The 26,648-nt window shown below is 67.7% G+C and carries 26 protein-coding genes; 17 read left to right on the top strand and 9 right to left on the bottom strand.

Annotated features, from left to right (window positions below):
• Window positions 1-18 precede the first annotated feature (18 nt).
• Window positions 19-915: an NAD-dependent epimerase/dehydratase family protein gene (locus LGM71_RS08720; protein ID WP_059600131.1), complete on the bottom strand. Its 897-nt coding sequence runs from the start codon at window positions 913-915 to the stop codon at window positions 19-21.
• A 135-nt stretch (window positions 916-1,050) separates the two neighbouring features.
• Between LGM71_RS08720 and LGM71_RS08715 the strand changes: the two genes are divergently transcribed.
• The 9 genes from LGM71_RS08715 (at window position 1,051) to LGM71_RS08675 (ending at window position 10,766) form a co-directional block, all read left to right on the top strand.
• Window positions 1,051-2,796, top strand: coding sequence for an FAD-dependent oxidoreductase (locus tag LGM71_RS08715; protein WP_059685905.1), 1,746 nt, complete (start codon window positions 1,051-1,053; stop codon window positions 2,794-2,796).
• Window positions 2,793-3,404, top strand: coding sequence for an NIPSNAP family protein (locus tag LGM71_RS08710; RefSeq protein WP_059600129.1), 612 nt, complete (start codon window positions 2,793-2,795; stop codon window positions 3,402-3,404). The genes LGM71_RS08715 and LGM71_RS08710 overlap by 4 nt, the downstream gene beginning before the upstream one ends.
• 39 nt (window positions 3,405-3,443) lie before the next feature.
• Complete coding sequence (locus tag LGM71_RS08705; protein WP_059600128.1) at window positions 3,444-4,277, top strand: sugar phosphate isomerase/epimerase family protein; 834 nt, start codon at window positions 3,444-3,446, stop codon at window positions 4,275-4,277.
• A gap of 115 nt (window positions 4,278-4,392) precedes the next feature.
• Window positions 4,393-5,799: an MFS transporter gene (locus tag LGM71_RS08700; RefSeq protein ID WP_082728884.1), complete on the top strand. Its 1,407-nt coding sequence runs from the start codon at window positions 4,393-4,395 to the stop codon at window positions 5,797-5,799.
• 109 nt (window positions 5,800-5,908) lie between these two features.
• Window positions 5,909-6,766 carry an IclR family transcriptional regulator gene (locus LGM71_RS08695; RefSeq protein WP_226114631.1) on the top strand — a complete coding sequence of 286 codons (858 nt, stop codon included), beginning with the start codon at window positions 5,909-5,911 and terminating at the stop codon, window positions 6,764-6,766.
• 59 nt (window positions 6,767-6,825) lie between these two features.
• Window positions 6,826-7,389 carry an integrase core domain-containing protein gene (locus tag LGM71_RS33370; RefSeq protein ID WP_413226856.1) on the top strand — a complete coding sequence of 188 codons (564 nt, stop codon included), beginning with the start codon at window positions 6,826-6,828 and terminating at the stop codon, window positions 7,387-7,389.
• Between the two features lie 19 nt (window positions 7,390-7,408).
• Window positions 7,409-8,698 carry an NAD(P)/FAD-dependent oxidoreductase gene (locus LGM71_RS08685; protein WP_226114629.1) on the top strand — a complete coding sequence of 430 codons (1,290 nt, stop codon included), beginning with the start codon at window positions 7,409-7,411 and terminating at the stop codon, window positions 8,696-8,698.
• 16 nt (window positions 8,699-8,714) lie between these two features.
• The gene (locus LGM71_RS08680) at window positions 8,715-9,272 is read left to right on the top strand and encodes a helix-turn-helix domain-containing protein (RefSeq protein ID WP_059600125.1); all 558 of its coding nucleotides are present in this window, start codon (window positions 8,715-8,717) and stop codon (window positions 9,270-9,272) included.
• A gap of 147 nt (window positions 9,273-9,419) precedes the next feature.
• Window positions 9,420-10,766 (top strand): glutamine synthetase family protein, encoded by a 1,347-nt coding sequence (locus tag LGM71_RS08675; RefSeq protein ID WP_124901223.1) that lies wholly within the window; start codon window positions 9,420-9,422, stop codon window positions 10,764-10,766.
• A 96-nt stretch (window positions 10,767-10,862) separates the two neighbouring features.
• On the opposite strand, the gene LGM71_RS08670 is transcribed toward LGM71_RS08675, so the two are convergent.
• The gene (locus LGM71_RS08670) at window positions 10,863-12,056 is read right to left on the bottom strand and encodes an FAD-dependent oxidoreductase (RefSeq protein ID WP_226114628.1); all 1,194 of its coding nucleotides are present in this window, start codon (window positions 12,054-12,056) and stop codon (window positions 10,863-10,865) included.
• A 151-nt stretch (window positions 12,057-12,207) separates the two neighbouring features.
• On the opposite strand from LGM71_RS08670, the gene LGM71_RS08665 reads away from it, so the two are divergent.
• Entirely contained in the window at window positions 12,208-13,128 is a 921-nt protein-coding gene (locus tag LGM71_RS08665) for a LysR family transcriptional regulator (RefSeq protein WP_226114768.1), read from the top strand.
• Here the strand turns inward: LGM71_RS08665 and LGM71_RS08660 are convergent.
• The 5 genes from LGM71_RS08660 to LGM71_RS08640 form a co-directional block, all read right to left on the bottom strand.
• Window positions 13,123-13,647: a GNAT family N-acetyltransferase gene (locus tag LGM71_RS08660; RefSeq protein WP_226114627.1), complete on the bottom strand. Its 525-nt coding sequence runs from the start codon at window positions 13,645-13,647 to the stop codon at window positions 13,123-13,125. The two genes, LGM71_RS08665 and LGM71_RS08660, sit on opposite strands and share 6 nt — an antisense overlap.
• 136 nt (window positions 13,648-13,783) lie before the next feature.
• Entirely contained in the window at window positions 13,784-14,173 is a 390-nt protein-coding gene (locus tag LGM71_RS08655) for a lysozyme inhibitor LprI family protein (protein ID WP_124629632.1), read from the bottom strand.
• A 50-nt stretch (window positions 14,174-14,223) separates the two neighbouring features.
• Complete coding sequence (locus LGM71_RS08650) at window positions 14,224-14,985, bottom strand: N-acetylmuramoyl-L-alanine amidase family protein (RefSeq protein WP_226114626.1); 762 nt, start codon at window positions 14,983-14,985, stop codon at window positions 14,224-14,226.
• A 148-nt stretch (window positions 14,986-15,133) separates the two neighbouring features.
• Window positions 15,134-16,753: an NAD(P)-binding protein gene (locus LGM71_RS08645; protein WP_226114625.1), complete on the bottom strand. Its 1,620-nt coding sequence runs from the start codon at window positions 16,751-16,753 to the stop codon at window positions 15,134-15,136.
• Window positions 16,753-18,267 (bottom strand): polyamine aminopropyltransferase, encoded by a 1,515-nt coding sequence (locus LGM71_RS08640; protein ID WP_151051684.1) that lies wholly within the window; start codon window positions 18,265-18,267, stop codon window positions 16,753-16,755. The genes LGM71_RS08645 and LGM71_RS08640 overlap by 1 nt, the downstream gene beginning before the upstream one ends.
• 121 nt (window positions 18,268-18,388) lie before the next feature.
• Here LGM71_RS08640 and LGM71_RS08635 point away from each other — a divergent pair, with 121 nt between their 5' ends.
• From LGM71_RS08635 to speD, 5 genes are read left to right on the top strand one after another with little or no spacing between them, the layout of a single operon-like run.
• A complete protein-coding gene (locus LGM71_RS08635) occupies window positions 18,389-18,775 on the top strand; it encodes a DUF350 domain-containing protein (protein ID WP_226114624.1) in 387 nt (128 codons plus the stop codon).
• Window positions 18,776-18,800: 25 nt separating this feature from the next.
• Window positions 18,801-19,853, top strand: a complete 1,053-nt coding sequence (locus LGM71_RS08630) for an SPFH domain-containing protein (protein ID WP_226114623.1) — start codon at window positions 18,801-18,803, stop codon at window positions 19,851-19,853.
• Between the two features lie 9 nt (window positions 19,854-19,862).
• Window positions 19,863-21,371, top strand: a complete 1,509-nt coding sequence (locus LGM71_RS08625; RefSeq protein ID WP_226114622.1) for a DUF4178 domain-containing protein — start codon at window positions 19,863-19,865, stop codon at window positions 21,369-21,371.
• Window positions 21,371-21,517, top strand: a complete 147-nt coding sequence (locus LGM71_RS08620; protein WP_014898738.1) for a hypothetical protein — start codon at window positions 21,371-21,373, stop codon at window positions 21,515-21,517. Before LGM71_RS08625 ends, LGM71_RS08620 begins: the two co-directional genes overlap by 1 nt.
• A complete protein-coding gene (gene speD, locus LGM71_RS08615) occupies window positions 21,514-21,891 on the top strand; it encodes an adenosylmethionine decarboxylase (RefSeq protein WP_226114621.1) in 378 nt (125 codons plus the stop codon). Before LGM71_RS08620 ends, speD begins: the two co-directional genes overlap by 4 nt.
• Window positions 21,892-21,898: 7 nt before the next feature.
• Here speD and LGM71_RS08610 read toward each other — a convergent pair whose 3' ends face one another.
• Window positions 21,899-22,351 carry a type II toxin-antitoxin system RatA family toxin gene (locus tag LGM71_RS08610; RefSeq protein ID WP_226114620.1) on the bottom strand — a complete coding sequence of 151 codons (453 nt, stop codon included), beginning with the start codon at window positions 22,349-22,351 and terminating at the stop codon, window positions 21,899-21,901.
• A 185-nt stretch (window positions 22,352-22,536) separates the two neighbouring features.
• Here LGM71_RS08610 and LGM71_RS08605 point away from each other — a divergent pair, with 185 nt between their 5' ends.
• Together LGM71_RS08605 and LGM71_RS08600 are read left to right on the top strand one after the other, a co-directional pair.
• Complete coding sequence (locus LGM71_RS08605; protein ID WP_059685934.1) at window positions 22,537-23,577, top strand: bifunctional nicotinamide-nucleotide adenylyltransferase/Nudix hydroxylase; 1,041 nt, start codon at window positions 22,537-22,539, stop codon at window positions 23,575-23,577.
• 74 nt (window positions 23,578-23,651) lie between these two features.
• Entirely contained in the window at window positions 23,652-25,085 is a 1,434-nt protein-coding gene (locus LGM71_RS08600) for a nicotinate phosphoribosyltransferase (protein WP_226114619.1), read from the top strand.
• A gap of 42 nt (window positions 25,086-25,127) precedes the next feature.
• Here the strand turns inward: LGM71_RS08600 and LGM71_RS08595 are convergent, their stop codons facing one another.
• Window positions 25,128-26,585 (bottom strand): PLP-dependent aminotransferase family protein, encoded by a 1,458-nt coding sequence (locus tag LGM71_RS08595; protein WP_226114618.1) that lies wholly within the window; start codon window positions 26,583-26,585, stop codon window positions 25,128-25,130.
• Between the last annotated feature and the right edge of the window lie 63 nt (window positions 26,586-26,648).

The raw sequence follows: 26,648 nt of genomic DNA, 5'->3' as shown, positions 1-26,648 counted from the left end.
GCGGGGGCGTGCGCCGGCCTAGCGCTGGCGCCGGTAGAACGCCACCGTCTGCCGCAGGCCGTCGTCGAGCGCGGTCCGCGGCAGGCCGGGCAGCAGGCGCCCGAGCGCGGGGTCGTCGGGGAACGCCGTCGCGATCGGCAGCGGCGGCCCGCCGGCATCGAGGTGCGCACCCGGCACGATGGCCGCGATCCGCTCGATCAGCGTGTTCACCGGGGTGATCTCGCCCGCGAGCGTGAACGCGTGCGCGCCGTCGATCTCGGCCAGCAGCGCGGCCTCGTAGGCGGCGGCGACGTCGTCGGCGAACACGAGGCCCGTCGTGCCGGTAAACGGAATCGTGTAGCGCTCGCCGCGCGCGGCCGCCCGGCACGCCAGGCTCGGCCCCGCGCTCGATCCGGTCTCGCGCCCGGCGCCATAGACGACGAGCGGACGGAAGCCCACGCTCGCGATCCCGTGGTCGTGCCAGTACGCGCGCGCCGATCCTTCGCACGCCAGCTTGAACGCACCGTAGTGGGTTTGCGGTAGCGGCACGGCGCCGTCGTCGGGGCCGAATACGCCGGCGCTGCTCGCATAGAGCACGCGTCGCAGCCCGGACGCGCGGGCGGCCTCGAATACGTTCAGCGTGCCGACCAGGTTGACTCGCGCGCCGCGCACGGGATCGGCCGCGCAGTCCGTCGTAAGGATGCCCGCGAGATGGATCGCCGCGTCGCAGCCGTCGAATGCGCGTGCCGTGGCGGCCGCGTCGGCGATGTCGCCGGTGCGCCACTGCACGGCCGCGGCCCGCTCTGGCGCGAGCGCCTCGACGAGGCGTGGGTTCGTGCGCACGTCGAAACTCACGCATTCCATGCCGCGCGCGAGCAGCCTCCTGATGATCCATGCGCCGAGAAAACCGCTGCCACCCGTTACCAGTACTCGCATTGCGCTGCCTCCCTTTCGTTAAAGTCTTTGCTAAACCCGATTTAGTGGAATAGTATTCCACTTCGAAAGTATATTCCATAGACGTCGCGATCGGGTCGCATCCGGCGTCGGAGACACTGAACGGGCAGATTGAACATGAAGCGTGAACCGATACTCGATTGCGACGTGCTGGTACTGGGCTCCGGTGCGGGCGGCCTCGCGGCGGCGGTCACGGCGGCGGCGCAGGGCCTGCGCGTGATCGTCGCCGAGAAGGAGGCCGTGTTTGGCGGCACGACCGCGTGGTCGGGCGGATGGATGTGGATTCCACGCAATCCGCTCGCGGCGCGGGCCGGCATTCGCGAGGACATCGAGGTGCCGCGCACGTATCTGAAGAACGAACTGGGCGCGCAGTTCGATGCGGCGAAGGCCGATGCGCTGCTTGAACGCGGCCCGGAGATGGTCGAATTCTTCGAGCGGAACACGGCCGTGCGCTTCGTCGACGGCAACCGCATTCCCGATTTCCACACCACGCCGGGTGCCGGCACGGGCGGGCGCTCGGTCTGCGCGATGCCGTTCGACGGTCGCGAGCTGGGCCCGCTGATCGACCGGTTGCGCGAGCCGCTGTCGGTGACGACGCTCAAGGGGATGGCGCTCGCGTCCGGCCAGGATCTCGCGCATTTCTATCGCGCCACGCGCTCGCTGAAGTCGGCGCTGCACGTCGGCCGCCGGCTGGCCGCGTTCGGGTGGCACAAGTTGCGCTACGGGCGCTCGATGCATCTGGTGAACGGCAATGCGCTCGTCGCGCGCCTGCTGAAATCGGCGGCCGATCGCGGGGTCGACCTGCGCACGAATGCGAAGGCGATCGGCCTGGTGCGCGACGACGCACGCGTGACCGGCGCACGCGTGGCGATCGACGGCATCGTGCACGAGGTGCGCGCGGCGCGCGGCGTCGTGCTGGCTTGCGGCGGTTTCCCGCACGATCAGGCGCGGCGCGCGCAGACGTTCGCCTATACGCCGTCGGGCCGCGAACACTGGTCGGCGGCGCCGCGTTGCAATACCGGCGACGGGATCCGGCTCGGCGAATCGATCGGCGCGCATTTCGACCGGTCGCTCGATGCGCCGGCGGCGTGGGCGCCCGTCTCGCTGGTGCCGCAGCCGGGCGGCGATGCGGTCGCGTTTCCGCATCTGATCGAGCGCGCGAAGCCGGGCGTGATCGCGGTGACGTGCGCGGGCAAGCGCTTCGTGAACGAGGCGTCGTCGTATCACGACTTCATTTCCGCGCTGCTCGACACGACGCCGGCCGGTGAAGAAGTGTGCGCGTGGCTCGTTTGCGACCATCGCTTTCAGCGGCGCTACGGGCTCGGTTTCTCGAAGCCGTTTCCGTTCCCGACCGGCCCGTACCGGCGCTCCGGCTATCTCAAGCGCGGCGCGACGCTCGATGCGCTCGCGCGCGAATGCGGAATCGACGCAGCCTCGCTGGCGGACACGGTATCGGCCTACAACCAGTACGCGAAGCAAGGCTGCGATCCGGCGTTTCACAAGGGCTCGACACCGTACAACCGCGTGCAGGGCGACGCCGACCGGCAGCCGAACCCGTGTCTCGCGCCGATCGAAGCGGGGCCGTTCTATGCGGTGAAGCTGTTGCCCGGCAGCCTTGGCACGTTCGCGGGCCTGGCCACCGATCGCGATGCACGCGCGCTCGACTCAGCCGGCCGCGCCATCGCCGGCCTCTACGCGGTCGGCAACGATTCGGCCAGCATGATGGGCGGCTGCTATCCCAGCGGCGGCATCACACTCGGTCCGGCGATGACGTTCGGTTATCTCGCCGGCCTTTCTCTCGCCGACGCCGCGCCCGAACCCGCGCGTGCCGGCATCGATTCATCCTCGAGGACAATGCAATGACACTGTATGACGTAGTGACGCTCACGGTGAAGATCGGCGCGAACGCGCAGGTCTTCGAAGGGATTCAGGCCAGCGGCGATCCGCAGGGCGGCAAGCTGCTCGGCGCGTGGTATTCGGACATCGGCACGCTCGGCCAGGTGCTGGTGCTGCGCGGCTATGAATCGGAGGCCGCGCTCGTCGGCGAGCGCAAGCGGATGCTGCTCGAAGGCAACCCCTTCGGCTGCGGCGAATCCATCATCGACGTGAAGACGGCCAGCTATGCGCTGTTCCCGTTCCTGCCGCCGATCGAACCGGCCGTGCACGGCGGCATCTACGAGATGCGCGTGTACGGCACGAAGCTCGGCAGCCTGCAGCACACGATCGATGTGTGGGAACAGGCGGTGCCGGAGCGCACCCGGCGCTCGCCGCTGGTCGGCGCGATGTATGCGCTCGACGGCGATACGCCGCGCTTCCTGAACATCTGGCCGTATGCGAGCGTGGACGAGCGTTCGCGCATTCGCGCCGAGGCGGTCAAGGACGGCATCTGGCCGCCGAAGGGCGGCCCGGCCCATCTCACGACCATGGAGTCGACGATCTGCGTGCCCGCGCCGTTCTCGCCGTTGCGCTGAACCTGCCGCGTGTTACGCCATGACGCTCAAGGAGACGATATGACCCAGCCTCAATCCCGCGCGCTGTCGCTGTCGGCGCTGACCGTGCTCGAACTGAGTCCGCCGCGGATGGTGCAATGCGCCGTCGACGCGGGCTACGACTACGTCGGCCTGCGACTGCTGCCGGCCACCGACACCGAGGTTCGCCACGAGATCATCGGCGATACGCGGCTCAAGCGCGAAACGCTCGCGGTCCTGCGCGATACCGGCATGCGTGTGCTCGACGTCGAGATCGTGCGGCTGAAGCCCGATACCGACGTGACGCACTACCTGCCGATGCTCGAAACGGCGGCGGAACTCGGCGCGCGCTACGTCCTCGTGGCCGGCAACGATCCCGACGAAGCGCGCACCATCGACCGGCTCGGCCGGCTGTGCGACCTGGCCGCGCCGCTCGGCCTGTTGCCGTCGCTGGAGCCGATGCCGTGGACCGACGTGAAGGACATCGGCGCCGGGGCGCGCATCGTCGACGCGTGCGGCCGACGCAACACCGGGCTGATCGTCGACCCGATCCACTTCGATCGTGCCGGTTCGTCGCCCGACGCGTTGCGGGCGTTGCCGCACGCGTACTTCGGCTACGTGCAGTTCTGCGATGCGCCGGCCGAGCGGCCGACCGACGTCGACACGCTGCTGTTCCAGGCACGCTGCGCGCGGATGGTGCCGGGCGAGGGCGGGCTCGATCTCGCGGGCATCCTGCGCGCGCTGCCCGCTCACTTGCCAGTGAGCGTCGAGGTGCCGAACGAAGCGTGGGCGAAGACGACGCCGGCCGTCGAGCGGGCGCGCCGCTTGCGCGAGGCCACCGTTGCCGTGATCGACGCGGCGGCCGTGCCGGCCTGAGCACACGCCGGCCGCCTTCGCGACCCAACGGGCCCGATCGGCGCCAGGCATCGTGCCGGCGCGCGGATCGGGCATTCGACACGACGACAAGAACAACATTTCCGGAGACATCAGCATGACTTCCTCGCAGACGGCCCGAAAGCCGAAGCAGACTATTCAGGATCGCGAATCGAAAGACGCGCGCTCGCTCGACGTTCAACAGTTTCTCGATACGCGGCCGGTGGGCGCGTTCCAGTGGCTCGTGCTGTTGTTGTGCATGCTGATCGTGATGCTCGACGGGCTCGACACGGTGATGATCGGCTTCATCGCGCCGTCGATTTCCAGCGCGTGGTCGATTCCGCGCGACGCGCTGGGGCCGGTAATGAGCGGCGGCCTGCTCGGTCTCGCGTTCGGCGCGCTCACGGCCGGCCCGATGTCCGACCGCTTCGGCCGCAAGACGGTGATGGTCAGCGCGGTGGCGTTCTTTGGCCTCTGGAGCATTGCGTCGGCGTTTGCGACGGGCGTGGTGTCGCTGACGGTGCTGCGCTTTTTGACCGGCATCGGCCTGGGCGCGTCGATGCCGAACGCGGCCACGCTGATGGCCGAATATGCGCCGCCGCGGCGGCGCGCGCTGATGGTGACGGCCGTGTTCTGCGGCTTCACCTTCGGTGCGGCAGGCGGCGGCTTCGTGAGCGCGTGGCTGATCGAAACGTGGGGCTGGCATTCGGTTCTGCTGCTCGGCGGCGTGCTGCCGATTGCGTACGTGCCCATCCTCGTCAAATGGCTGCCGGAATCCGCGCGCTATCTCGCGCTGTCGGAGCAGCGCCGCGCACGGCTCATCGGCGTGCTGAACCGCGTGCAGCCCGGCGTTGCCGACGCGCGCACGCGCTTCGTGTCGGCCGAGCCGGTGCGCGATGCGCGCAGCCCCGTCCGCGCGATTCTGTCGCGCGAACATGCGTTCGGCACGGTGATGCTGTGGATCTGCTACTTCGCGGGCTTGCTGACCGTGTATCTGCTCGGCAACTGGTTGCCGACGCTGATCCGCGGGCTCGGGTTTTCGCTGGCCGAGGCCGCGATCGTCGGCGCGCTGTTCCAGGCGGGCGGCACGGTCGGCTCGCTGCTGATCGGGTGGCAGATGGACCGTTTCAATCCGCACGCGGCGCTTGGCGCGACCGTGCTCGCCGGCGGCGCGCTTGCCTGGTACATGGGCGTGTCGGCCCATCCGTTCACGGTGATCTGCGTACTGGCGTTCGGCATCGGCTACTGCATGAACGGTTCGAATACGGGCTTCTGCGCGCTGGCGGCCGGCTCCTATCCGACCGAGATGCGGGCCACCGGGACCAGCTGGATGCTCGGCGTCGGCCGTTTCGGCGGCATTGCGGGCGCGATGCTGGGCGCGGCCATGCTCCATGCGAACTGGAGCTTCGGCCAGGTCTTCGCGGCGCTTGCGGTGCCGGCGGCCGTGGGCGGCGCAGCGGTGCTGCTCAAGGGCGCGCGCCATCGCGGCACGTTCGTGGCCGTGAGCGGGGCGGCCGGCCATTGATGGCGGGCGCGGCGCCGCGGCCACGGTCTCGGCGCCGCGCAAATTCGCTTGAATTCCAGTATGGAATTATGTTCTTATTTGACATTCACCATACGGACGAGAAGGCGCCATGGCAGGAAATCTCGAGCGTGCGCTCGCAGTGCTGGAATTGCTGGCAAAGAACGGCGGCCGCATGCCGCTGGCCACCATTGCAGATACGCTGAACATTCCCCGCAGCGGCACGCATCGCCTGCTGTCGATGCTGATCGATGAAGGGTTCGTGCGTCAGGATGAAGAGCACGGCGAGTACATGCTGGCGCTGAAGCTGGTGTCGCTCGCGCTGATCTACCTGTCGACGAGCGGGGTGTTCGACATTTCCCAGCCGGTGCTCGATCGCCTGGCCGAGTCGTCCGGCGAACTGGCGCGGCTCGGTGTGGTCGAGGACGATCACATCACGTTCGTCGGCAAGGCGCAGGGTGCGAAATCCGGCCTGCGTTACGACCCGGACATGGGCAGCCAGCCGCCGCTGCATTGCACCGCGAGCGGCCAGGCATGGCTCGCGACGCTGCCCGACGAGCGCGCGATCGAGCTGGTGTCGAAGCAGGGCGGGCTCAGCGCGAAGACGCAGAACGTGCCGCGCGCGCCGAAGACCATCCAGCAATTCCTGAAGGACCTGAAGGGTGCGCGCGAGCGCGGCTACGGCGTGGCGATCGAGACGTACGAGATCGGTATGACGTCGATCGCGGCAGCGGTGCGTAATCCCGTGACGAACGAAGTAGTCGGCATCGTGAGCCTCGCCGGCCCGACAAGCCGCTTGCCGGAATCCCGGCTGAAAGAGCTCGCACCGCTGTTGCTCGCCTCTGCGGCTGACATGAGCGCGGCCACGCTTGGTTCGCCCTGGTTCAAGCATACGGCACTGGCGTCGACGCAAGCCTCACCGATTGCGACTGCGAAGGCGGCACCGCGCGGGCGCTCGTCGAAGCGTTAGGGGGCTTCGCAAAGCGGCGTTGCACCGGCTGCGCGCTGGTGCATGGCCGCCGCATTCGAATGTTGACCATCATCGATATGTGGAACCGGGCGTGCCGGCACATCGAGGTCGACTTCTCGCTGACGGGTGTTCGCGTGACGCGTGTGCTCGAGCAGTCGCGGCAGCGAGGACGGCGCCCCAATCTGATTCAGGTGGATAACGGCCCGGAGTTCGTCAGCAAGGCGCTCGACGCCTGGGCACACGAGCACGGCGTAAAACCGCAGGTCATTCGGCCCGGCAAACCGGTGGAGAACGCTCACATCGAGAGCTTCAACGGCCGACTGCGTGAAGAGTGTTTGAATCAGCATGCGTTCGTCAGTCTCGACGATGTACGCAGGCGAATCGAAGCGTGGCGCGCGACTACAACTCGGTGCGTCCGCATAGTGCGTTGGGGCAATTGGCGCCGGACCAATTCGGGCAATTGCATCAACCGAAAGCCGCCGAGACCATTAACTTACGAACGGTGTACTCGGCGGGGTAAGGTCACCTCGGACTCCAGGGTCACGTCGGATTTCCTCAGACTTCATTCTCCCGCTTGCCCTCGTGAAATTGTCGTGCTAATTTTTCATGAAATTTGGCGATGAAAATTTCACGGGAATCCGCATGTTCGTGCAGTCCGACCGTCACGTCGCAAGCTACTACGCCGGGACTTATCCGGCGCCGATTTCGCGGCGGCCCGAACTGGACGAACGCGTCGACGCCGACGTACTGGTGGTCGGCGCGGGCTTCAGCGGGCTGCATACGGCATTGCGCCTCGCGCTCGCGGGCAAGCGCGTGGTCGTGCTCGAAGCGAGTCGCGTCGCGTGGGCCGCATCGGGCCGCAACGGCGGACAGGCGCTGCTCGGCTGGTCGTGCGACATGCAGCCGCTCGAGGATTCGCTCGGCCGCGACGGCGCGCGCGTGCTCTGGGACAGCATGCGCTGGGCCGCGGCCGAAGTGCGCGAACTGCCCGCGCGGCACGGCTTCGACATCGACTACCGGCCCGGCAGTCTGTGGGCCGCGGTGCGGCCGCGTCGCGTCGCGATGCTCGCGCAGGCCCGCGACGAGGCAGCGCAGCGCTGGGGCTACGACCGCCTGCGCGTGATCGGGCAGGACGAGATGCCCGAGTGGATCGGCAGCGCGCGCTATCTCGCCGCGCTCCACGATCCCGAGGCCGGCCATCTGGATCCACTGAAGCTCGCCCTCGGTCTCGCGCAGACGATCGAACGGGCCGGCGGCCGCATCTTCGAGCAGAGCCGCGTGCTCGAGTATCGCGAGACCGAGGGCGGTCACGTTGCCCGCACCGCGCACGGCGAGGTGCGCGCGGACGTGCTGGTGCTCGCGTGCAACGCGTATGTCGACCGGCTCGATCCCGAACTGTCGCGCCGGTTGCTGCCGGTCGGCACCTACCAGGTCGCGACCGCGCCGCTCGCGCCGGACGTCGCACGCTCGCTGCTGCCGCGCAACAGTTGCGTGATCGACAACCAGTTCGTGCCCGACTACTTCCGCCTGAGCCCCGACAATCGCCTGCTGTTCGGCGGGGGCTGCACGTATCTCGGCGGGATTCCGGCCGACATCGCGGCTGCGACGCGCCCACACCTTGAACGCGTGTTCCCGCAACTGGCCGGCGTGTCGCTCGACTACGCGTGGGGTGGCCACATCGACATCAGCATGCGACGCACGCCGGACATCGGCCGTCGCGGCCAGCGTTTCTGGCTGCAGGGCTTCTCGGGGCACGGTGTGTTGCCGACGCTCGCCGGCGCGCGCGCGGTCGCAGACGCCGTGCTCGGCGACGATCGCCTGCTCGCGCTGTACCAGCGCATCCGCAACCCGCGCTTCCCTGGCGGCGACCGCCTCGCCGCGCCGCTGGAAGCGATCGGCAAGGCCTGGTACCGCTTGCGCGATACCGTCTGACGCACCGGAATCCATCATGAACGAGCAGGAAGAGATAGAAAGTCTGGCAATCCTGATCCGCGATCTGCGCAAGCATCGCAAGGTCACGCTCAACGATCTCGCGGAACGGATCGGCCGCTCCGTCGGCTTTCTATCGCAGGTCGAGCGCGGGCTGTCGCGCCCGACGGTCGCGGATCTCACCGCGATCGGCGAGGCGCTCGGCGTGCCGACCACGTATTTCTACAGCCTCAGCAAACCGCGCAGCGTGCCGTGGGTCACACGGCCGGACGAGCGGCGCACCGTGTATTACGCGGCCGGCATCACGGACATCCTCGTGTCGCCGAACATGCGTTCGCGCTTCTCGATCCTGGAGAGTCATCTCGCGCCCGGGGCGAGCAGCGGCGAGCGCTCCGTCGACGACAGCGACGAGCAGGGCGGCTTCGTGCTCGAAGGCGAGCTGACGATCTGGATCGACGGCGACGACACACCCATCACGCTCGGCCCGAACGACGCATTCCAGCTTCCCGCGCACAAGCGGTTCCGTTACGCGAACCTGGGCGATGCCCCGGCGCGCGTGATCTGGGTGTTCACCTGAGTTTGTCGGCCGGCGGCCCGAGGGGCCGTTTCGCCGTGTTGCCGGTTTGCAGTACTGACCGATATCGGGCATGTGACGTGCCGCATGCCGGTGAGTCCGGTTCGCCGCGTAGCGGCACCGCCATACAAGACATGGAAAGGATGAGACATGGCTGACGTCGTTCCCGTGCTGGTCGATGAAATCCGCGCATTCCGGCAGGCGCATCCCGAGATCGGTTATGTCGACCTGATCTGTCTCGACCTGCCGGGCCATTTCTACGGCAAGCGCTATCCGATCGATGCGCTCGAGAAGGTCGCGTCGGGTTCGCTGCTGAAGCTGCCGCAGAACTGCGTGCTGCTCGGCACGCAGGGCGGCCTCTACAAGATCGGCGATTACTGCTTCAACGACGGCGACCCGGACGCGCCGCGTCGCCTGATTCCCGGCACGCTGAAGCCGGTGCGCTGGGAGCGGAAGCCGCTCGCGCAGATGCTGATCAGCTCCGATGGCACGGATGCGCCGATCGAGTTCGAGCCGCGCGAAGTGCTGGCGCGCGTGCTGCGGCGGTTCGCGGCACGCGGCATCCGGCCGGTCGTCGCGTTCGAGCTCGAGTTCTATCTGTTCGCCGCGCAGCTCGCGGACGGGATGCCGCAGTATCCGCGCGATCGCTTGAGCGACGACCGCGACGACCAGCCGAACATGCACATCGAACGCCTGTCGCGGTTTTCCGACGTGCTGCACGAGATGGTCGAGGCCGCGTGCGAGCAGGGCGTCGACGCGACGGTCATCACGGCCGAGCTCGGGCCCGGCCAGTTCGAGATCAACTTCGGCCATACCGACGACGCGTTGCGCGCGGCCGACTGGTCGGCGCTGTTCTGCCGCAGCACGCGCGGCGTCGCGTTGCAGCACGGCTATCGCGCGAGCTTCATGGGCAAGCCGTATCTGCATGCGCCGGGCAGCGGGATGCATGTGCACGTGAGCCTGTACGACGACGCGGGCCGCAACCTGCTCGCCGCGGATGGGCAGCGGCCGCTACGGCATGCGGTGGCCGGCTGCCTCGAGCTGCTGCCGCACTGCATGCCGGTGTTCGCGCCGAATCACAATGCGTTCCGGCGCTATGGATCGATGGTGAACGCGGCGAGCCGTGCAAGCTGGGGCTTCGAGGATCGCGACGCGTGCATCCGGATTCCGGAATCGGATGCGCGCAATCTGCGGATCGAGCATCGGCTCGCGAGCGCGGACGCGAATCCGTACCTCGTGCTCGCGGCGATCCTCAGCGGGATGGAGCACGGGCTCGACGCACGGATCGAGCCGATCGCGCCGCTGAACGACGATCGCGGCAGCGGGATCGATTTTCCGAAGGAGATGCTGTCGGCCGTCGCGGCGATGCAGGATCACGCGGCCGTGCGTGAAGGGCTCGGCAGTGAATTCGTGATGGTGTATTGCGAGAACAAGCGGCAGGAGGAGCTGGATTTTCGCAACGAGATCGGGGCGCGGGAGTATCGGTGGTTTCTGTAGGACGCACGGGGGCAGGAATGTCCGCGTGACGATGTGTTTGATGTCGACGACGATCATGCGCGCATGACTGCCGCCGTCGAGTGACGTGTCAGGCTCTTATCGATCTCGCCCCTGCATCATCGGCAGGCCCGCTCCCCACGCGTTCGCGAGCGCTTCGATTTCGGCGATCGGATCGGCCTGTCGCGCGGCTTCGTGCATGTCGTTGCCGAACAACCGGTGAGCGAACTCGCGTGCGCGCAGCGTGATCGTCGCGGTTTTACGGCTGCGGCGCAGCGTGAACGCCACGAGTGCGGCGTCGAGGCCGCGACCGTTGCCTTTGCCATGCTCGTCGAGACATTGGGCGAGATGCCACGCGTCTTCGAGTGCCTGGCATGCGCCCTGTCCGGAGGTGGGGAGTGGCGCGTGCGCGGCATCGCCGATCAGCAGCACATTGCCGCGATGCCATACATCGACCGGATCGAGATCGTGCACGTGGATCTTCGCGATCGTGTTGGGTGGCGTTGCGCGCATCACCTCCGCGATGGGTGCCGGCCAGCCATCGAACAGACGTTCCAGTAGCGGGCCGGGATCATCCGGCGCTGCATCGTCGCCGTAGCGGCTGTCGTCGAATTCGGCCTCGGCCCGGGCCGCCGCCCAGTACATGCGATGCCGGTCCAGCGCGACGATGCCGAATCGTTCGCGCTGGCCCCAGTAGTCGAATATCGACACGTCGTCGACCAGCGGCACGTCGCCGTGCGCCACGCCGATCCAGTTGACGAATCCCTGATAGACGGGTGTGGCGTCCCCGGCCACATGGCGTCGCGCGACGGAGTTCATGCGGCCGTCCGCGCCGATCACGAGATCGGGGGCGATCGTCGCGCTGTTGTCGAAATGAACGACGGCGCGGCCGTCGGGGCCGGCGTCGATGGCTGTTGCACAGTGGCCGAAGCGGACGTCGATGTCGTGTGCCGCGACGTGTCGGGCCAGCACGGCCTGCAGGTCGCGCCGCAGTATCGCGCGCGTCGGAAAACCCATGTGTCGGTCGAGTTCGCCGATATCGACGTGCTTGAACGGAGTGCCATGCCGGTCCATGCACCGCATCGCGCGCAGGTGGCCGCTGACTTCGACGATGTCGGGCAGGAGGCCGAGCTGCTCGAGCACGAAGCAGGCATTCGGCCATAGGACGACGCCGGCGCCCATCGTCGTTTCGGACGGCCTGCGTTCGTAGACCCGTATCCGATGTCCGTGCCCGGCAAGCGCAAGCGCGGTGCTCATGCCGGCCACGCCGGCGCCGAGAATGGCGATATCCATATTGATGCTCCGGTAGGTGCGTGCGCGTGCTCGCGTCGGCGCGGATTCGTGCCGGCGGCCGCGCCTTGACTGGATCCACATCGTAATTTACGGTCACGAACGGGATAAGCCGCGAAAAACGGCGAGCTTTGATACCTGAAACGGGATAATGATGCGCAGCAAGCTGGATCTGAACGCGGTGCGCGTGTTCGTGTCGGTCGTCGACGAAGGCAGCTTTGCCGGCGCCGCACGCGTGCTGTCGATACCCGGTTCCAACGTGAGCCGCCATGTGGCGCAGCTGGAATCGAGGCTCGGCGTGCGGCTGCTGGAGCGCAGCACGCGGCACTTGCGCATGACGGAGGCCGGACGCCTGTTGCACGAGCGCGCAAAGCCGATGCTCGATGCGCTGACGCATGCTGAATTCGAACTGACCTCGCAGCAGACGGAATTACGCGGCGTGCTGAAGCTATGCGTGCCCGGCGAAATCGGGCCGCGTATGCTCGGGCCGATCGTCGCGGAATTCGCGAGCCGCCACCCGCGTGTCGAAATCGATTGCGACACGCGCCTCGCGGGCGTCCCGACGCTGCGCGACGATATCGACCTGTCGATCATCGTCAATCGCGGAAGGCTGGACGACAGCGCGTTCGTCGTCAGGCCGCTCGTCAGCTTGCCGAGCGTCGTCGTGGCTGCGCCGTCGCTGATCGAACGCACGGGCATGCCGACGCGGACGGAGCAGCTCAGGCAGTTGCCGTGCATCACGACGCTGAGCACGCTGAAAGGGCAGCCGTGGCAGTTCGCCGACGGCGACAGGCGGATTCACAAGATTCCGGTCACCAGCCGGTATCGCGTCAATAGCGGGGAAATGGCGGGTCTGGCGGCGGTGAACGGGATCGGCTTCGCGATTCTCGTCGAACGCGGATGCGCGGCCGAGCTGGCTGCCGGGCGGCTGGTGCGCGTGCCGCTGGAGATGGCGCCGGCGCCGCTCGAACTGCTGGCGGCCTATTCGAGCCGCAATTCCGTCAACGCGAAGATTCGCGCGTTGCTGCAGTTGATGCAGGCGCGGCTTGCGGTGGCGGAAGCGATGCCGTCATGACGATCGCTTCAGCAGTGCGCGCCAGTAGCGCACTTCGTCGATCGGCGCACCGTCGATCTCGAACGTCTTGATGTCGTCTTCGGCGACGAAACCCTCGCGTTCGTAGAACGCGCGGGCGCGATGGTTCTTGACCAGCACCCACAGCGACACCCATTCATGGCCCATGTCGTGCAGCGCCCGGCAGGCATGGTCGACGAGTGCCGCGCCGACGCGTTGCCCGCAATGCGACGGATGCAGGTAGATCGCTTCGATTTCACCCCAGGTGCGATCCTTGTCGGTGTCGCGCGTCGGCCCGTAGGCGATCCAGCCCGTCGGCCGATTTTGCGCGACGGCGAGCGCGACACGCGGCCGTCCTGCGCCGAGCGCGTGGCACCACGAAGCGGTACGCTTTTCGACCGACAGGCCGGCGAGGAACGACGCCGGCATGATGCCCGGGTAGGTGGCCAGCCACGATGCGACGTGAATGGCGGCGATGGCCGGGGCATCGTCGGGCGTGGCGGCGCGGATGTCGATCTTCATCGTGTTCAGATCATTGAGGACTTCAGAGCATTTAAGTCGCATCGCCGCTCCTTTCGCGGCGCCGAAGTGGCGAAACCGCAAGGGCACGACACGCCGCGCCGCAAAGCGCTTCGCGGCGCGGCATGCGAAAAAGCCCTTACTCCCCGAGCTTCGCCGTCACACACCCCGTGCTCGAGCACTCGCGCTCGCGTTCGCGCAGGAACGACAGGCGCGATTGCGTGAAGTCGATCGCGCATTGCAGGTTCACGAGATAGCCGTCGTCGCGCGTTTCGCTGCAGCGGTCGTCGCGCTGCTTCATCCACGCGAGCTGGCCCGTCTTCAGCTTGGCCTGCTGGTCGCCGCTCAACTGCTTGCGCACGCGGCCGTACTCGTCGTTCAGTTCGCGGTCGAGCTGCGAGAACTCGTTGCTGCTGCAGTACACCTGGTCGAACGCGCTGCGCGGTTTACCGCAGCCGGCCGCATGCGCGGCGAACGGCACGGCGAGCGCAAGCAGCGCGCAGGAAACGAGCAGATTCTTCTTCTTCATGGGACTCCTCCTCACTGGGTGAAAACCGTTGAAACCAACGGGCGTTACCTTTACCTGGTCGCCGTACAGACGTCGATCCCGCTCGCGATCGCGGTGGCGAGGCGCTGGATCGTTTCGCGCTGCGCGAGGCGCTTTTCCTCGTCGGGATTGACGATCACGCCGGCCTCGACCAGCACGGCCGGAACCGGCGCGGTGCGCAGCACGACGAGATCATCGAAGCGGTGGATGCCGAGTTGCGGATCGATCAGCGGACGGTTCTCGCCCTTGATCGGCTGCGCGTGATACAGCGACGGACGTTCGCCGGCCGCGACCAGCCGCTCGGCGATCGCCTTTGCGCAACGCAGGCTTTCCGCGTAGTGCGGATTGCGCTCCGACACGAACACGGCGAAACCGCGGAATTCGCGTTGCCGCCCCGCGTCGATGAACTGCTGCTGCATCGAATCGTGATGGATCGACACGAACAGGTTCGCGTCGGGCGCCTGCGTCGAGCGCTGGTCGAGCGCGATCTCGCGGCCGTCGGCCGACGTGCGCAGCACGCGATCGCCGTGCGCGGCGAGCTTCTCCGCGACGGCGGTGGACAGGTCGAGGTTGTACCGGTATTCGACGCGGCCGCTGGCGCCGGTGGCACCCGGGTGGGCCGGCGTATGGCCGGTGTCGACGACGACGTAGCGGCCGGAGGCCGGCTGCGCATCCGGGCTTGCGGCATCGGCCGCATGCAGCGCCGGCGGCACGCCCAGCAGCGGGGCGCACGCGAGCAGGCGCGCGGCGGCGCGCACGAACGGGCGAAGGCGTCGAACGGTTCGGTTTGTCATTATTGTTGTCGAGGAGGACATGCGGTGCGTCGCATGGCGCGCACCGTCGGCCTGCTCAATGCAGTCGGAATGTCGCGCGATTATAGCGGTTGCCGGCGGCGCCGCAATGACGAAATGACCACTGCCGCAGGGAGTTGCGAGCCGGCAATCAGGCGAGCATGCGCCGGGCGGCGAGCATGCCCCAGTACGACGCTTCCTCGAACAGCGACAGCCCGGACAGGTCCGCATGCGCGAACACGACGGGGCCGTCTGCCTCGCGCAGCGCGAGCAGCCCCGGCCGGCTCAGGAAACCGACGTCGGGCGTCGCCATCGCGTGGCCGCGCACGGTGATCTCGAGCGCGGTCGCATGTTTCCACAGCTCGCGTCCGTACACGGCCTGCAGGTCGATCGCCGCCTGCTCGCGCAGCGCGTCGGGTTTCGCCTGCGCGAGCCAGCGACGCGTGTCGTCCGGCGAGCGCGCGCTCAGCGCCTGATAGGCGGAGAACACCGAACGCGTCGGCGGCGACATCCGGATCAGCTGGTGCGTCGACACGACATAGCCGAGCCCCGCGCCGTCGTAGACGACGTTGTCCCATGCGAGCGGCACGCCGGCTTCCTCGGCCGGCATCCCGTCGAGCAGGAAATTGGACACGAGCCACGGCGCGCGCGGCGGCAGGTCGCGCACGGGATCGAAGCCGTATGCGTGAAGCTGCGGAAACACGCGCGCCGCGACGAACAGCGGCATCGCGCTGACGACCCGCCGCGCCTTCAGCGTGAACGTCGTCAGCGTTCCGTCGTCGGCGACGCGCGCGCACAGCACGTCGACGCCGCCGTTGCGTTCGGTCGCGCGAACGGCGAAGCCGTCCCGCGACCACGTGTTCGAGCCGGTGCGCGCGGTGATCGAGTCGCCCAGCTTCGTCGCCATCGTGTGCAGTCCGTCGGGCCAGGTCAGCACCGCGCCGTCGCCCGCATCGCTCGCGTGAGCGCCGCGCGACGAGAAGTAGTGCAGGCCGGCCCACGCGGACACGTGCTCGTAGCCCGCGCCGTAATCGTCGCGGCAGCAGTAGTTCAGGTACCAGTGCAGCGCGCTCGCGGTGTAGCGCTCGTCGAGCAGCCACTGTTTGAACGAACGCCGGTCGAGCGCGCGCCAGCGCGGGTCGCGCGACGATTCAGCGATGGGGATGCAGAACACCTTGCGGCCGTCCGCGCCGCGCGCGGTGCGCAAACTGTCGGTGTATGCGAAGAAGCGTGTTTGCTGCGCGAGCGCGGCGTCGTCGAGGCCGGTCGTCGGCACGATGCCGTCCTGCCACTGGCCGGCGATGAACAGCCGTTCGTCGGGCGCGTGCACGAGCGCGCGTTCGTCGTACGCGGGGTGCGCGGAGAACGGCGCCGATTCGATCACGCCGAGATCGGCGAGCATGTCGCGCAGATGCGCGGATTCGAGCGACGGCAGCGGCAGGTAGTGTGCGCCCTTCGGATAGCCGAGCTCGCCGAAGCGGCCGCCGGCCATATTGCCGCCGAATTCGGGGCCGGCGAGCACGACGAAGCGCGTGTGACCGGCGCGCGCAAGCTGCCACGCACACGACAGGCCGGCCGCGCCCGCGCCGAGGATCGCGACGTCGGTCTCGATCGTGCCGGACGGCGGTGGCAGCGCTGCGTGATCTCGCAGCGCGTGACCTTCGCGCATGCCGGGGTAGCCGACGCGCGGCGTCGTCTCGATCCAGCCGGTGCGGCCGCACGCGGCGAGCGACGCGGCCGCGGACGCGAGGAGGAACGTGCGGCGATCCATCAGCGCAGCACGTGCTTCCAGTCGTCGTCGAAGCGGCGCACGAGCGGCTGGTCGTTGAGTTCGTTCGGCGACATCGGCAGCGCCGGCATGTCGGCCGGGAAATGGAACATCTCGGCGGCCGTCTGCGCGTCGAGCCAGCGCGTCGGCACCGAATAGCGCGTCGGCACAGTGAAGTCGCGGCGCTTGCCCGCGATCACGAAGCCCCAGTCGCCGAACGACGGCACGTAGCAATGGTACGGCCACGTGTTGAGCCCGGCTTCGTGCAGCGTCGCGATGATCGTCCAGTACGCGTGCGGCGCGAAGTACGGCGACGTCGACTGAATCACCGCATAGCCGTTTTCCGACAGGTGGCGGGCGAGCAGCCGGAACACCGGCACCGAATACAGCCGGCCGAGCCCGAAGTTGGTCGGATCGGGGAAGTCGACGACGATCGCGTCGTAGACGTCGGCATTCGATTCGAGCCAGCGCACCGCGTCGTCGTTGATCACCTGCACGCGCGGGTCCTTCAATGCGCCCTGGTTCAGTTTCACGAGCGGCGCGGAGGTCGAGAACAGCTTCGTCATCGCGGGGTCGAGATCGACGAGCGTGATCCGTTCGAGGTTGCGGTGCTTGAGCAGTTCGCGCACCGCGAGGCCGTCGCCGCCGCCGAGCACGAGCACGCGTTTCGCCCACGGCAGCGCCTCGATCGTCGGATGGATCAGCGCCTCGTGATAGCGATGCTCGTCACGCGACGAGAACTGCAGGTTGCCGTTCAGGTACAGCCGCATGTCGTCGTGCCATTGCGTGAGCACGATGCGCTGGTATGGCGTCGTTTCGGAATAGATCGTCTCGTCGCCGTATACGCCGTGCTCGGCCCAGTGTGTGATGCGGTCCGACAGCGCGAAGCCGGCGACGAGCAGTCCGATCACGAGCGACGCGCGCATCAGCTTGCCGCGCACGTTGCGGATCTCGTCGCGGAACAGGTGCGTGGTCCACAGCGCGACGAATGCGTTCAGTAGCCCGAACAGAAAGCTCGTGCGCAACAGGCCGAGACGCGGCGCGAGCACGAGCGGGAAGATCAGCGACACGGCGAGCGAGCCGAGATAGTCGAAGGTCAGCACCTCGCTGACGGTATGGCGAAACGCCTGGCGGCGCTGCTGGAACGCGCGCATCACGAGCGGGATCTCCATCCCGATCAGCAGGCCGAGCGCGAGCACGAGCGCGTAGAGCGCCGCGCGGAACGGCGCGGCCAGCCACGCGAACACCGCGAAAAGGAGTGCTGCCGACACGCCGCCGAGCAGGCCGACGAGCAGCTCGATGTCGACGAAGCGGTCGAGCACGTCGTCGTCCTCGACGAACTTCGCGAGCCACGAGCCGATCCCCATCGCGAACAGGTAGCAGCCGATCACCGACGAGAACTGCAGGATCGAATCGCCGAGCAGGTAGCTCGACAGCGCGCTGCTGATCAGTTCGTAGCCGAGCCCGCACGACGCGAGCACGAGGATCGACAGGACGAGCGCGCGCTTATGCAGCATGGCGCGTCCGTTGTGCAGGGCTCGTCAATGTGGCTATACTGGCGCGGATTTCCGTAGGGCGGCCCGCCATGGGCCGGCCGGCGAGGGGGCGGCGAACCGAGCACAAAATCCGAGGAAAAGAATGAATAGTGCCTATCTTTATGCGGTTCATTTGCTGTCGGCGTTCGTGCTGCTTTTCGTGTTCGCGGCAGTGTACCTGAAGGTCACTCCGTTCGACGAACTGGCACTGATCCGCGACGGCAACGCGGCCGCGACGCTGTCGTTCGGCGGTGCGCTGATCGGCTTCTGTCTGACGCTCGCCTCCAGCATCGCGCACAACTCGACGCTCGGCGAAGTCATGCTGTGGGCCGTTGGCGCGATGGCCGTGCAGCTCGTCACCTATGCGATGCTGACCCGCCTGATTCCCGGCATGAACCATGCGATCGAGGATCGCAACGTCGCGATGGGCGGCCTGATGGGCACCGCGTCGCTCGTCGTCGGCATCATCAATGCCGCCTGCCTGACCTGACGCGCCCGCGCGCGAGGAGACCGACATGAGTCTGGGTTCGTTTATCCGCAAGCAGTTCATCGACGTCCTGCAATGGACGGAAGACACCGACGGCGTGCTCGCCTGGCGCTATCCGATGGAAGACCAGGAGATCCAGTACGGCGGCCAGCTGACCGTGCGCGAAACGCAGGTCGCGATCTTCGTCAATGAAGGCAAGGTCGCCGACGTGTTCCAGCCGGGCCTGTACAAGCTGGAAACGCGCACGCTGCCGGTGCTTACGTATCTGAAGAACTGGGACAAGTTCTTTCAGTCGCCTTTCAAGTCGGATGTCTACTTCTTCAGCACGCGGCTGCAGCTCGGGCGGCGCTGGGGCACCGCGCAGCCGGTGACGATCCGCGATCGCGAATTCGGCTTCGTGCAGGTGCGCGCGTTCGGCATCTACTCATACCGGATCGTCGACGCGGCCGCGTTCCACCGCGAGGTGAGCGGCACGCGCGCGCAGTACACGGTCGACGATCTCGAACAGCAGCTGCGCAACCTGGTCGTCACCGCGATGAGCACGACGTTCGGCTCGGCCGACGTGCCATTCGTCGACATGGCCGCGAACCAGACGCTGCTGTCGCAACGCGTCGCCGAGGCGCTGGTCCCGGTGTTCACGCGCTACGGCCTCGCGCTCGATGCGTTCGCGGTCGAAAGCGTATCGCTGCCGGCCGAGCTGCAGAAGGCGCTCGACCTGCGGATCGGCGCGGGGATGGCCGGCGATCTCGCCCGCGCGACGCAATACCAGACGGCACAGGCGATCCCGCTGGCCGCGCAGAACCCGGGCGGCATCGCGGGCGTCGGCGCGGGGCTCGCGGCCGGCGCGGCGATCGGGCAGGCGATGGCCGGCCAGATCGCGGGCGCCGCGCAACCGGCGCAGGCCGCACCGCCCGCGCCCGTTGCGGCACCGGTCGCCGCCGCGCAGCCGGCCGCACCGGCCGAAGGAACCGATTACGTGCAGCGTCTCGAACAACTGAAGGCGTTGCTCGACAAGGGCCTCGTGACCGAAGAGGACTATTCGCGCGCGAAGGCGGAAATCCTCGCGAAGCTCACCCGTTAAGCGTCGCGCATGTTCAGCACTTCGTGCCCCCAGTGCGGCGCGCCGGTCGAGTTTCGCTCGGCGGCGGCGGTGATGGCCGTCTGCGCGTTCTGTCGCAGCACGCTGCTCAAGCGCGGCACCGACGTCGAACGCATCGGCGAGCTGGCCACGGTGCTCGACGACGCGTCGCCGATCCAGATCGGCACGGCCGGACGCTACGGCAAGCGCGCGTTCACGGTGCTCGGCCGCCTCCAGATGACCTACGACGCCGGCGCGTGGAGCGAGTGGTACGTCGTATTCGACGACGGCGCGTTCGGCTGGCTGTCGGATGCGTCGGGCCAGTATGCGGTCACGGTGCGTGAGCCCGACGACGCATCCGGCGGCGCGTGGCCGGCGTTCGGCACGCTGGAACCGGGTATGCGGATCGACCACGGCGGCCGCGCGTTTCTCGTGTCCGACGTGCGCACCGCGCGCTGCACGGGCGGCGACGGCGAGTTGCCGTTCCGCGTCGACGCGGGCTGGGAAGCGCGCGTCGTCGACCTGCGCACCGGCAACGCGTTCGCGACCTTCGACTATTCCGACGCCGATGTGAACGGCGGGAGCCCCGCCGTCTATACGGGCGAGGCACTGGAGTTCGACGCGCTCGCGTTCACCGGGTTGCGCGATACCGAGACCGATACGCGCGAGAAGCGCGGCGCGGAGATGGTGCCGTTCGCGTGCCCGAGCTGCGGCGCGCCGCTGTCTTATGCGCCGAACGTGGCCGATTACGTCGTGTGCGGCAGTTGTCATGCTGGCGTGAAGTGTACGGCCGAGCAGCAGACCGTGTTCGCGGCGCAGCGCAAGCTCGAATCGGTGAAGGGTGCGCTGGAGCTCGGTGCAATCGGCACGTTCGACGGCGTGAAGTACACGGTGATCGGCATGATGCGATGCCGCGTGCCGGGCGACGAAGAGACGTGGGACGAATACCTGCTGCTGAACCCGAAGCGCGGCTTCCTGTGGCTCGTGCAGAGCGAAGGGCGCTGGGAACGCGTGCAGGTGCTCGACCATTGGCCGACGATCGGCGGCGAGTCCGACGTGACCGACGGCGGCAAGACCTACCGCCTGCGCGAGGCGTATGAATCGGAGGTCGTCTACGTGGTGGGCGCGTTCAACTGGCGTGTGCAGGTGGGCGATCGCACGTCGATCATCGATTACGGCTGGCAGAAGGACAAGCTGACGCGCGAGCGCAGCGCCGCGGAGATCGTGTGGTCGCGCGCGCGGCCGCTGTCGGGCAGCGCGCTGGCCGAGCGCTTCGGCACGCCGGCGCTCGCGACGGCGGCTGCGACGGGCGCCACCGCGTCGACGGGCCTGTTCGGCGGGAAACACCCGCACAGTTTCGCGCCGCTGCCGTGGGTGTTCAGCGCGCTGCTCGTGATTTTCAACATGGGCTCGCTGTTCTCGTTCAGCGGCCGCACCGTCTACGTGCTGGTCGGCCTGCTGGTGCTGTGGCTGCCTGAATGGCTGTGGAAGGGTTTCGCGTCGGACGGGGGCAACGCGTAATGCGCTACATCCTCTACGGACTTTACGGACTGGTCGTCGTCACGTTGTTCAGCTGCGCGTCGCTCGGCGGCAGCGGGTCGGGTGGCAGCGGCTGGGGCAGTTCGTCGGCGCGCAGCGGCTACTCGTCGTACGGGTCTCACAAATGACCGCGCGCGACGGTCTCGCCGCACCGCGTGCGATGCTCGGCTCGCACGTGCTGGCCGACCTGGCCGGCATCGACGCGGCGCTGCTGCGCGATGCCGCACGGCTTGAAACGATCCTGACGGAAGCGGCGCAACGGGCAGGCGCGCGCGTGATCGGTGCGCACTTTCATCATTTCGGCGGCGAGCATGGCGTGACGGGTGTCGTGCTGCTCGCCGAATCTCACATCACGATCCATACGTGGCCCGAGCATTGCTTCGCGGCCGTCGATGCGTTCATGTGCGGCGCGGCACGCGCGGCCGATGCGGTCGACGCGATCGCCGCTGCGCTCGGTACGCAGGCGCAGGTCCGGCGGCAGGTGACGCGCGGCATCGCGTGAGCGACACTCAGTGCGGCAACGCCTCCGCTTCGGCCCAGCGCTTGAACGAATCGAGACGCCGGCGCGTATGCACGAGATAGAACGCGCCGATCAGCGGTTCGAGCAGCCAGCGCAGCCAGGACGGCTGCGCGCGGAAGTGGTACGTGAATTTCACTTCGGTCGAACCCGGCGTGTGTTCGGTGAAGTTCCAGCTGCCGCTGAAGCGTTCGAGCACCTTCGGCCCTTCGACCATTTCGACGGCGGCGACCTGCGGCGGGCGGTACGAGATGTAGCGCGACACCATCGTCGCGCCCGACTGACTGCGGCAGAACGCGTCGACGCCGACGTCGGCCGTCGTTTCGTCGAGCAGATAGGCGTCGGTGAGGAAGCTGTCCCATACGAGCCGCCGCGCGTAGTCCTGCGACCACGTGAAGAGGCGTCTGCGATCGACGCCGACGGTCCGGCTGACTGAGATCCTCATGATGGATGGCGGGCGCCAGGGCGCGGATTAGGATGAAATCGAGTGTACCGCGCCGGTGCCGCGCATTTCGTCAGACTTCGTCAAGTCGAGCGCGTGCTCGATTGACCTTCTGCGGGAATTCCCCTACGATCGATTCCATGCCTTCGGGACAGACCCGAAGCGTTTCAATCTCTTGAGGGAGCCTCATGAGTACGCAACAGAACCGGCGCTTCGACGCGCTCGTTTTCATTGGTCGTTTCCAGCCCCCGCATCGTGGTCACCTGAACGTGCTGAAGTCGGCACTGAGCCGGGCCGAGCGCGTGTGCGTGCTGATCGGTTCGACCGACAAGCCCCGCACCATCAAGGATCCGTTCTCGTTCGACGAGCGCTGCCAGATGCTGGCCTCGCTGCTCGAGCCGTCAGAGCGCGAGCGCGTGACGGTCGCGCCCGTGCAGGATTCGACGTACAACGACGGCGACTGGGTGCGCTGGGTGCAGGATGCGGTGGCCGCCGCGCTCGGCGACGTCGCGCAGCGCAAGGTCGGGCTGATCGGCCACGAAAAGGACGCCACGTCGTATTACCTGCGGATGTTCCCGCAATGGGAACTCGTCGACGTCGATGCGACCGAAGATATCTCCGCCACCGAAATCCGCGACCAGTATTTCGCAGAACGCACCAACAGCTTCGTGCAATGGGCCGTGCCGGAACCCGTGTTCGGCTGGCTCGAGCATTTCCGCACGCAGCCGCAATTCGCGCAGCTGAAGGCCGAGGCCGAATTCATCGCCGCGTATCGCAAGGCATGGTCGGCCGCACCGTATCCGGTCACGTTCGTGACGGTCGACGCGGTGGTCGTGCACTCGGGCCATATCCTGCTCGTGCGCCGGCGCAGCGAACCGGGCCGCGGCCTGTGGGCGCTGCCGGGCGGGTTCGTGAACCAGGACGAACGGCTCGACGCGGCGTGTATCCGCGAATTGCGCGAGGAAACCGGCCTGAAGCTGCCGGAGCCCGTGCTGCGCGGCTCGATCAAGGATCGCCAGGTGTTCGATCATCCGGCCCGCTCGCTGCGCGGCCGCACGATCACGCACGCGTGCCTGTTCAACTTCCCGACCGGCGAGCTGCCGCGCGTGAAGGGCAGCGACGACGCCGACAAGGCGCGCTGGGTGCCGCTCAACGAATTCGCGCAGATGCGCAACGTGATGTTCGAGGATCACTTCGAGATCGCGTATCACTTCCTGGGGAAGCTGTGACGCGCTGATTCCCCGGATTCCGGTCCGTCGCGACAGACGCGGCGGCACTTCAACGGCCTAGAGGAGCTCTAGCCATGCAAAACGATCCCGGCGGCTTTGCCGCGGTTCTCGCCAATCCGATCCTCAACACGGATTCGTACAAGGCTTCCCACTTCCTGCAATATCCGCCCGACGCGCAGGCGATGTTCTCGTACGTCGAGTCGCGCGGCGGCCGCTACGACCGCACGCTGTTCTTCGGCCTGCAGATGTTGCTGAAGGAATATCTGTGCCGGCCCGTCACGCACGCGATGATCGACCAAGCCCGCGATTTCTTCGCGGTGCATGGCGAGCCGTTCAACGAGGACGGCTGGCGCCATATCGTCGAGCACTACGACGGCTACCTGCCCGTGAAGATTCGCGCGGTGCCCGAGGGTTCGATCGTGCCGGTGCACAACGTGCTGATGACCGTCGAATGCGACGACCCGAAGGTGTTCTGGCTCGCGTCGTATCTGGAGACGATGCTGCTGCGCGTGTGGTACCCGGTTACGGTCGCGACGCGCAGCTGGCACCTGCGGCAGACGATCCGACGCTTTCTCGAGAAGACCGACGACGATCTCGCGCAACTGCCGTTCAAGCTGCACGACTTCGGCGCGCGTGGCGTATCGAGCGCGGAATCGGCCGCGATCGGCGGCGCCGCGCATCTCGTGAGCTTCATGGGTTCGGACACGGTGCTCGGCGTGCTGGCCGCGAACCGCTTTTATCGCGAGCCGATGGCCGCGTATTCGGTGCCGGCGGCCGAGCACAGCACGATCACGTCCTGGGGGCGCGAGCACGAAGCCGATGCGTATCGCAACATGATCGCCCGCTTCGGTCTGCCCGGCGCGATCGTGTCAGTCGTGTCGGACTCCTACGATCTGTTCGCCGCACTCGAGATGTGGGGCGGCGAGCTTCGGCAAGCCGTGATCGATTCGGGCGCGACGCTGGTCGTGCGTCCCGATTCGGGCGACCCCGTCGCGATCGTGCTGCAGACCGTGCGCGCGCTCGACGCATCGTTCGGTTCGTCCGTGAACGGCAAGGGACGGCGCGTGTTGAACCATGTCCGCGTGATCCAGGGTGACGGCGTCGACGAGCTGTCGATCGACGTGATTCTCTCCGCGCTCGACGACGCAGGCTATGCGGCCGGCAACGTCGTGTTTGGCATGGGCGGCGCGCTGCTGCAGCAGGTGAACCGCGATACGCAGCGCTTCGCGATGAAGTGTTCGGCGATCCGTCGTGGCGACGTATGGCACGACGTCCGCAAGGATCCGGTCACCGATCAGGGCAAGCGCTCGAAGAAGGGGCGGCTCACGTTGCTGCGCAATCGGCGCACGGGCGAATACCGGACGGTGACGCTGCCGGTCGCATGGGACGATCGCGCGCTGGAAGGCGAATGGGACGAGGCGCTCGAAACGGTGTTCGATACGGGGAGAATGCTGGTCGATACGACGTTCGCCGAGGTGCGGGCGAGGGCGCACGCGGCGCAAATGTGAGGGCGGCGGCGGGGCGTTCGTGCGCTCCGCCGCCGTGGATGTTCATCGGTCGCCAGCCAGTGTGCGACCGCTGCGCTCCGCCGCACGCGTTGCCTCCATCGCCCGCGCCAGCGCATCGAACACCGCCGGCCCCTTGCAGCGCGACACGTTGAAGCGCATGAACGATGTCGCGCCGTGCGACGCACTGAACACGTTGCCGGGCGCGAGCACCACATCGTGGTCGAGTGCATGACGCGCCACGCGCGCGGCATCGAGCCCGTCGGGCAGTTCCGCCCATACGAACAGGCCGCCGCGCGGTTCGGTCCAGATCCCGAGCCCGGCGCGCGCGAGCCGCCGCATCGTTTCGCCCATCGCATCGGCCAGCTGCGCACGCAGGCCGTCGAGATGGCGCCGGTAGGTGCCGTCGATCAGCAGCCGGTGCACGATGTTCGCGCCGATCTGCGCATTGCCGAACGACGTCGCGAGCTTCAGGTCGACGAGCGCGTCGATCCATTCGGGGCGCGCCGCGACATAGCCGCAGCGGATTGCGGCCGACAGCGTCTTCGAGAAGCTGCCGATCGACACGACGCGCGACAGCCCGTCGAATGCCGCGAGGCGCGGCGCGGGCGTGCTCTCGAAATCCGCGAAGATGTCGTCCTCGACGATCAGCAGGCCGTGCTCGGCCGCCAGCGTCAGCAGGCGGTGCGCGACCGGCGGCGCGAGCGTCGCGCCGGTCGGGTTGTGCAGCGCCGCGTTGGTGATGTACAGGCGCGGCCGATGCTCGGCAAGCACCTGCTCGAAGCGTGCGAGATCGGGGCCGCTCGGCGTGTACGGCACGCTGACGATGCGCGCGCGATGCGCGCGCAGCAGCGCCTGGAAGTTGAAGTAGCACGGATCGTCGAGCACGACGGTGTCGCCCGGCTCGAGCAGCAGCCGGCACACGAGATCGAGCGCGTGCGTGCCGCCGTCGGTCAGCATGATCTGCGTGGGTTCCGCATGGACGCCGTGCTGCGCGAGCCGCCACGCCAACTGCTGGCGCAACGCGGGCAGCCCGAGCGGCGTCGCGTAGTCAGTCAGCGCGTCGGTTTCGTCGCGTGACACCGCGCGCAGCGCACGTCGCAGGCTTTCGTCCGGCAGCCACGACGACGGCAGCCAGCCGCAGCCCGGCTTCACCGAGCTCGGCGCCGCCTCGAGCGCCTGGCGCGACAGCCACAGCGGATCGAGTTCGCGATCGAGGCGCGGGCCGAGTTCGGCGAGCGCGAGCGGCGGCGCGTGCCCCGACACGTAGAAGCCGGAGCCGCGCCGCGCGACGAGCACGCCTTCGCTCGCGAGCCGCTCGTATGCGTCGACGACGGTCGATTTCGACACGTGCAGCGAGTCGGCCATCATCCGGATCGACGGCACGCGCGCGCCGGGCATCAGCGCGCGGCTCGCGATCCGTGCGCGCAGCGTGTCCATCACGGTTTCCACGCGGGTGCGCGACGGCGCGGGCGGAGCAGGGGCTTGCATGGAACGGCTCATGGCGAGAGGGAACTGTACGGACGGTTGTCCAGTACAGTTTGTCCGAATTGTATTGGGCTGTAG

The organism is Burkholderia sp. AU33545 (genome assembly GCF_020419685.1).
Taxonomy (GTDB): domain Bacteria; phylum Pseudomonadota; class Gammaproteobacteria; order Burkholderiales; family Burkholderiaceae; genus Burkholderia; species Burkholderia diffusa.
The sequence above is the reverse complement of the archived record's forward strand: the minus strand, read 5'-3'. Positions and strand labels throughout refer to the sequence as shown.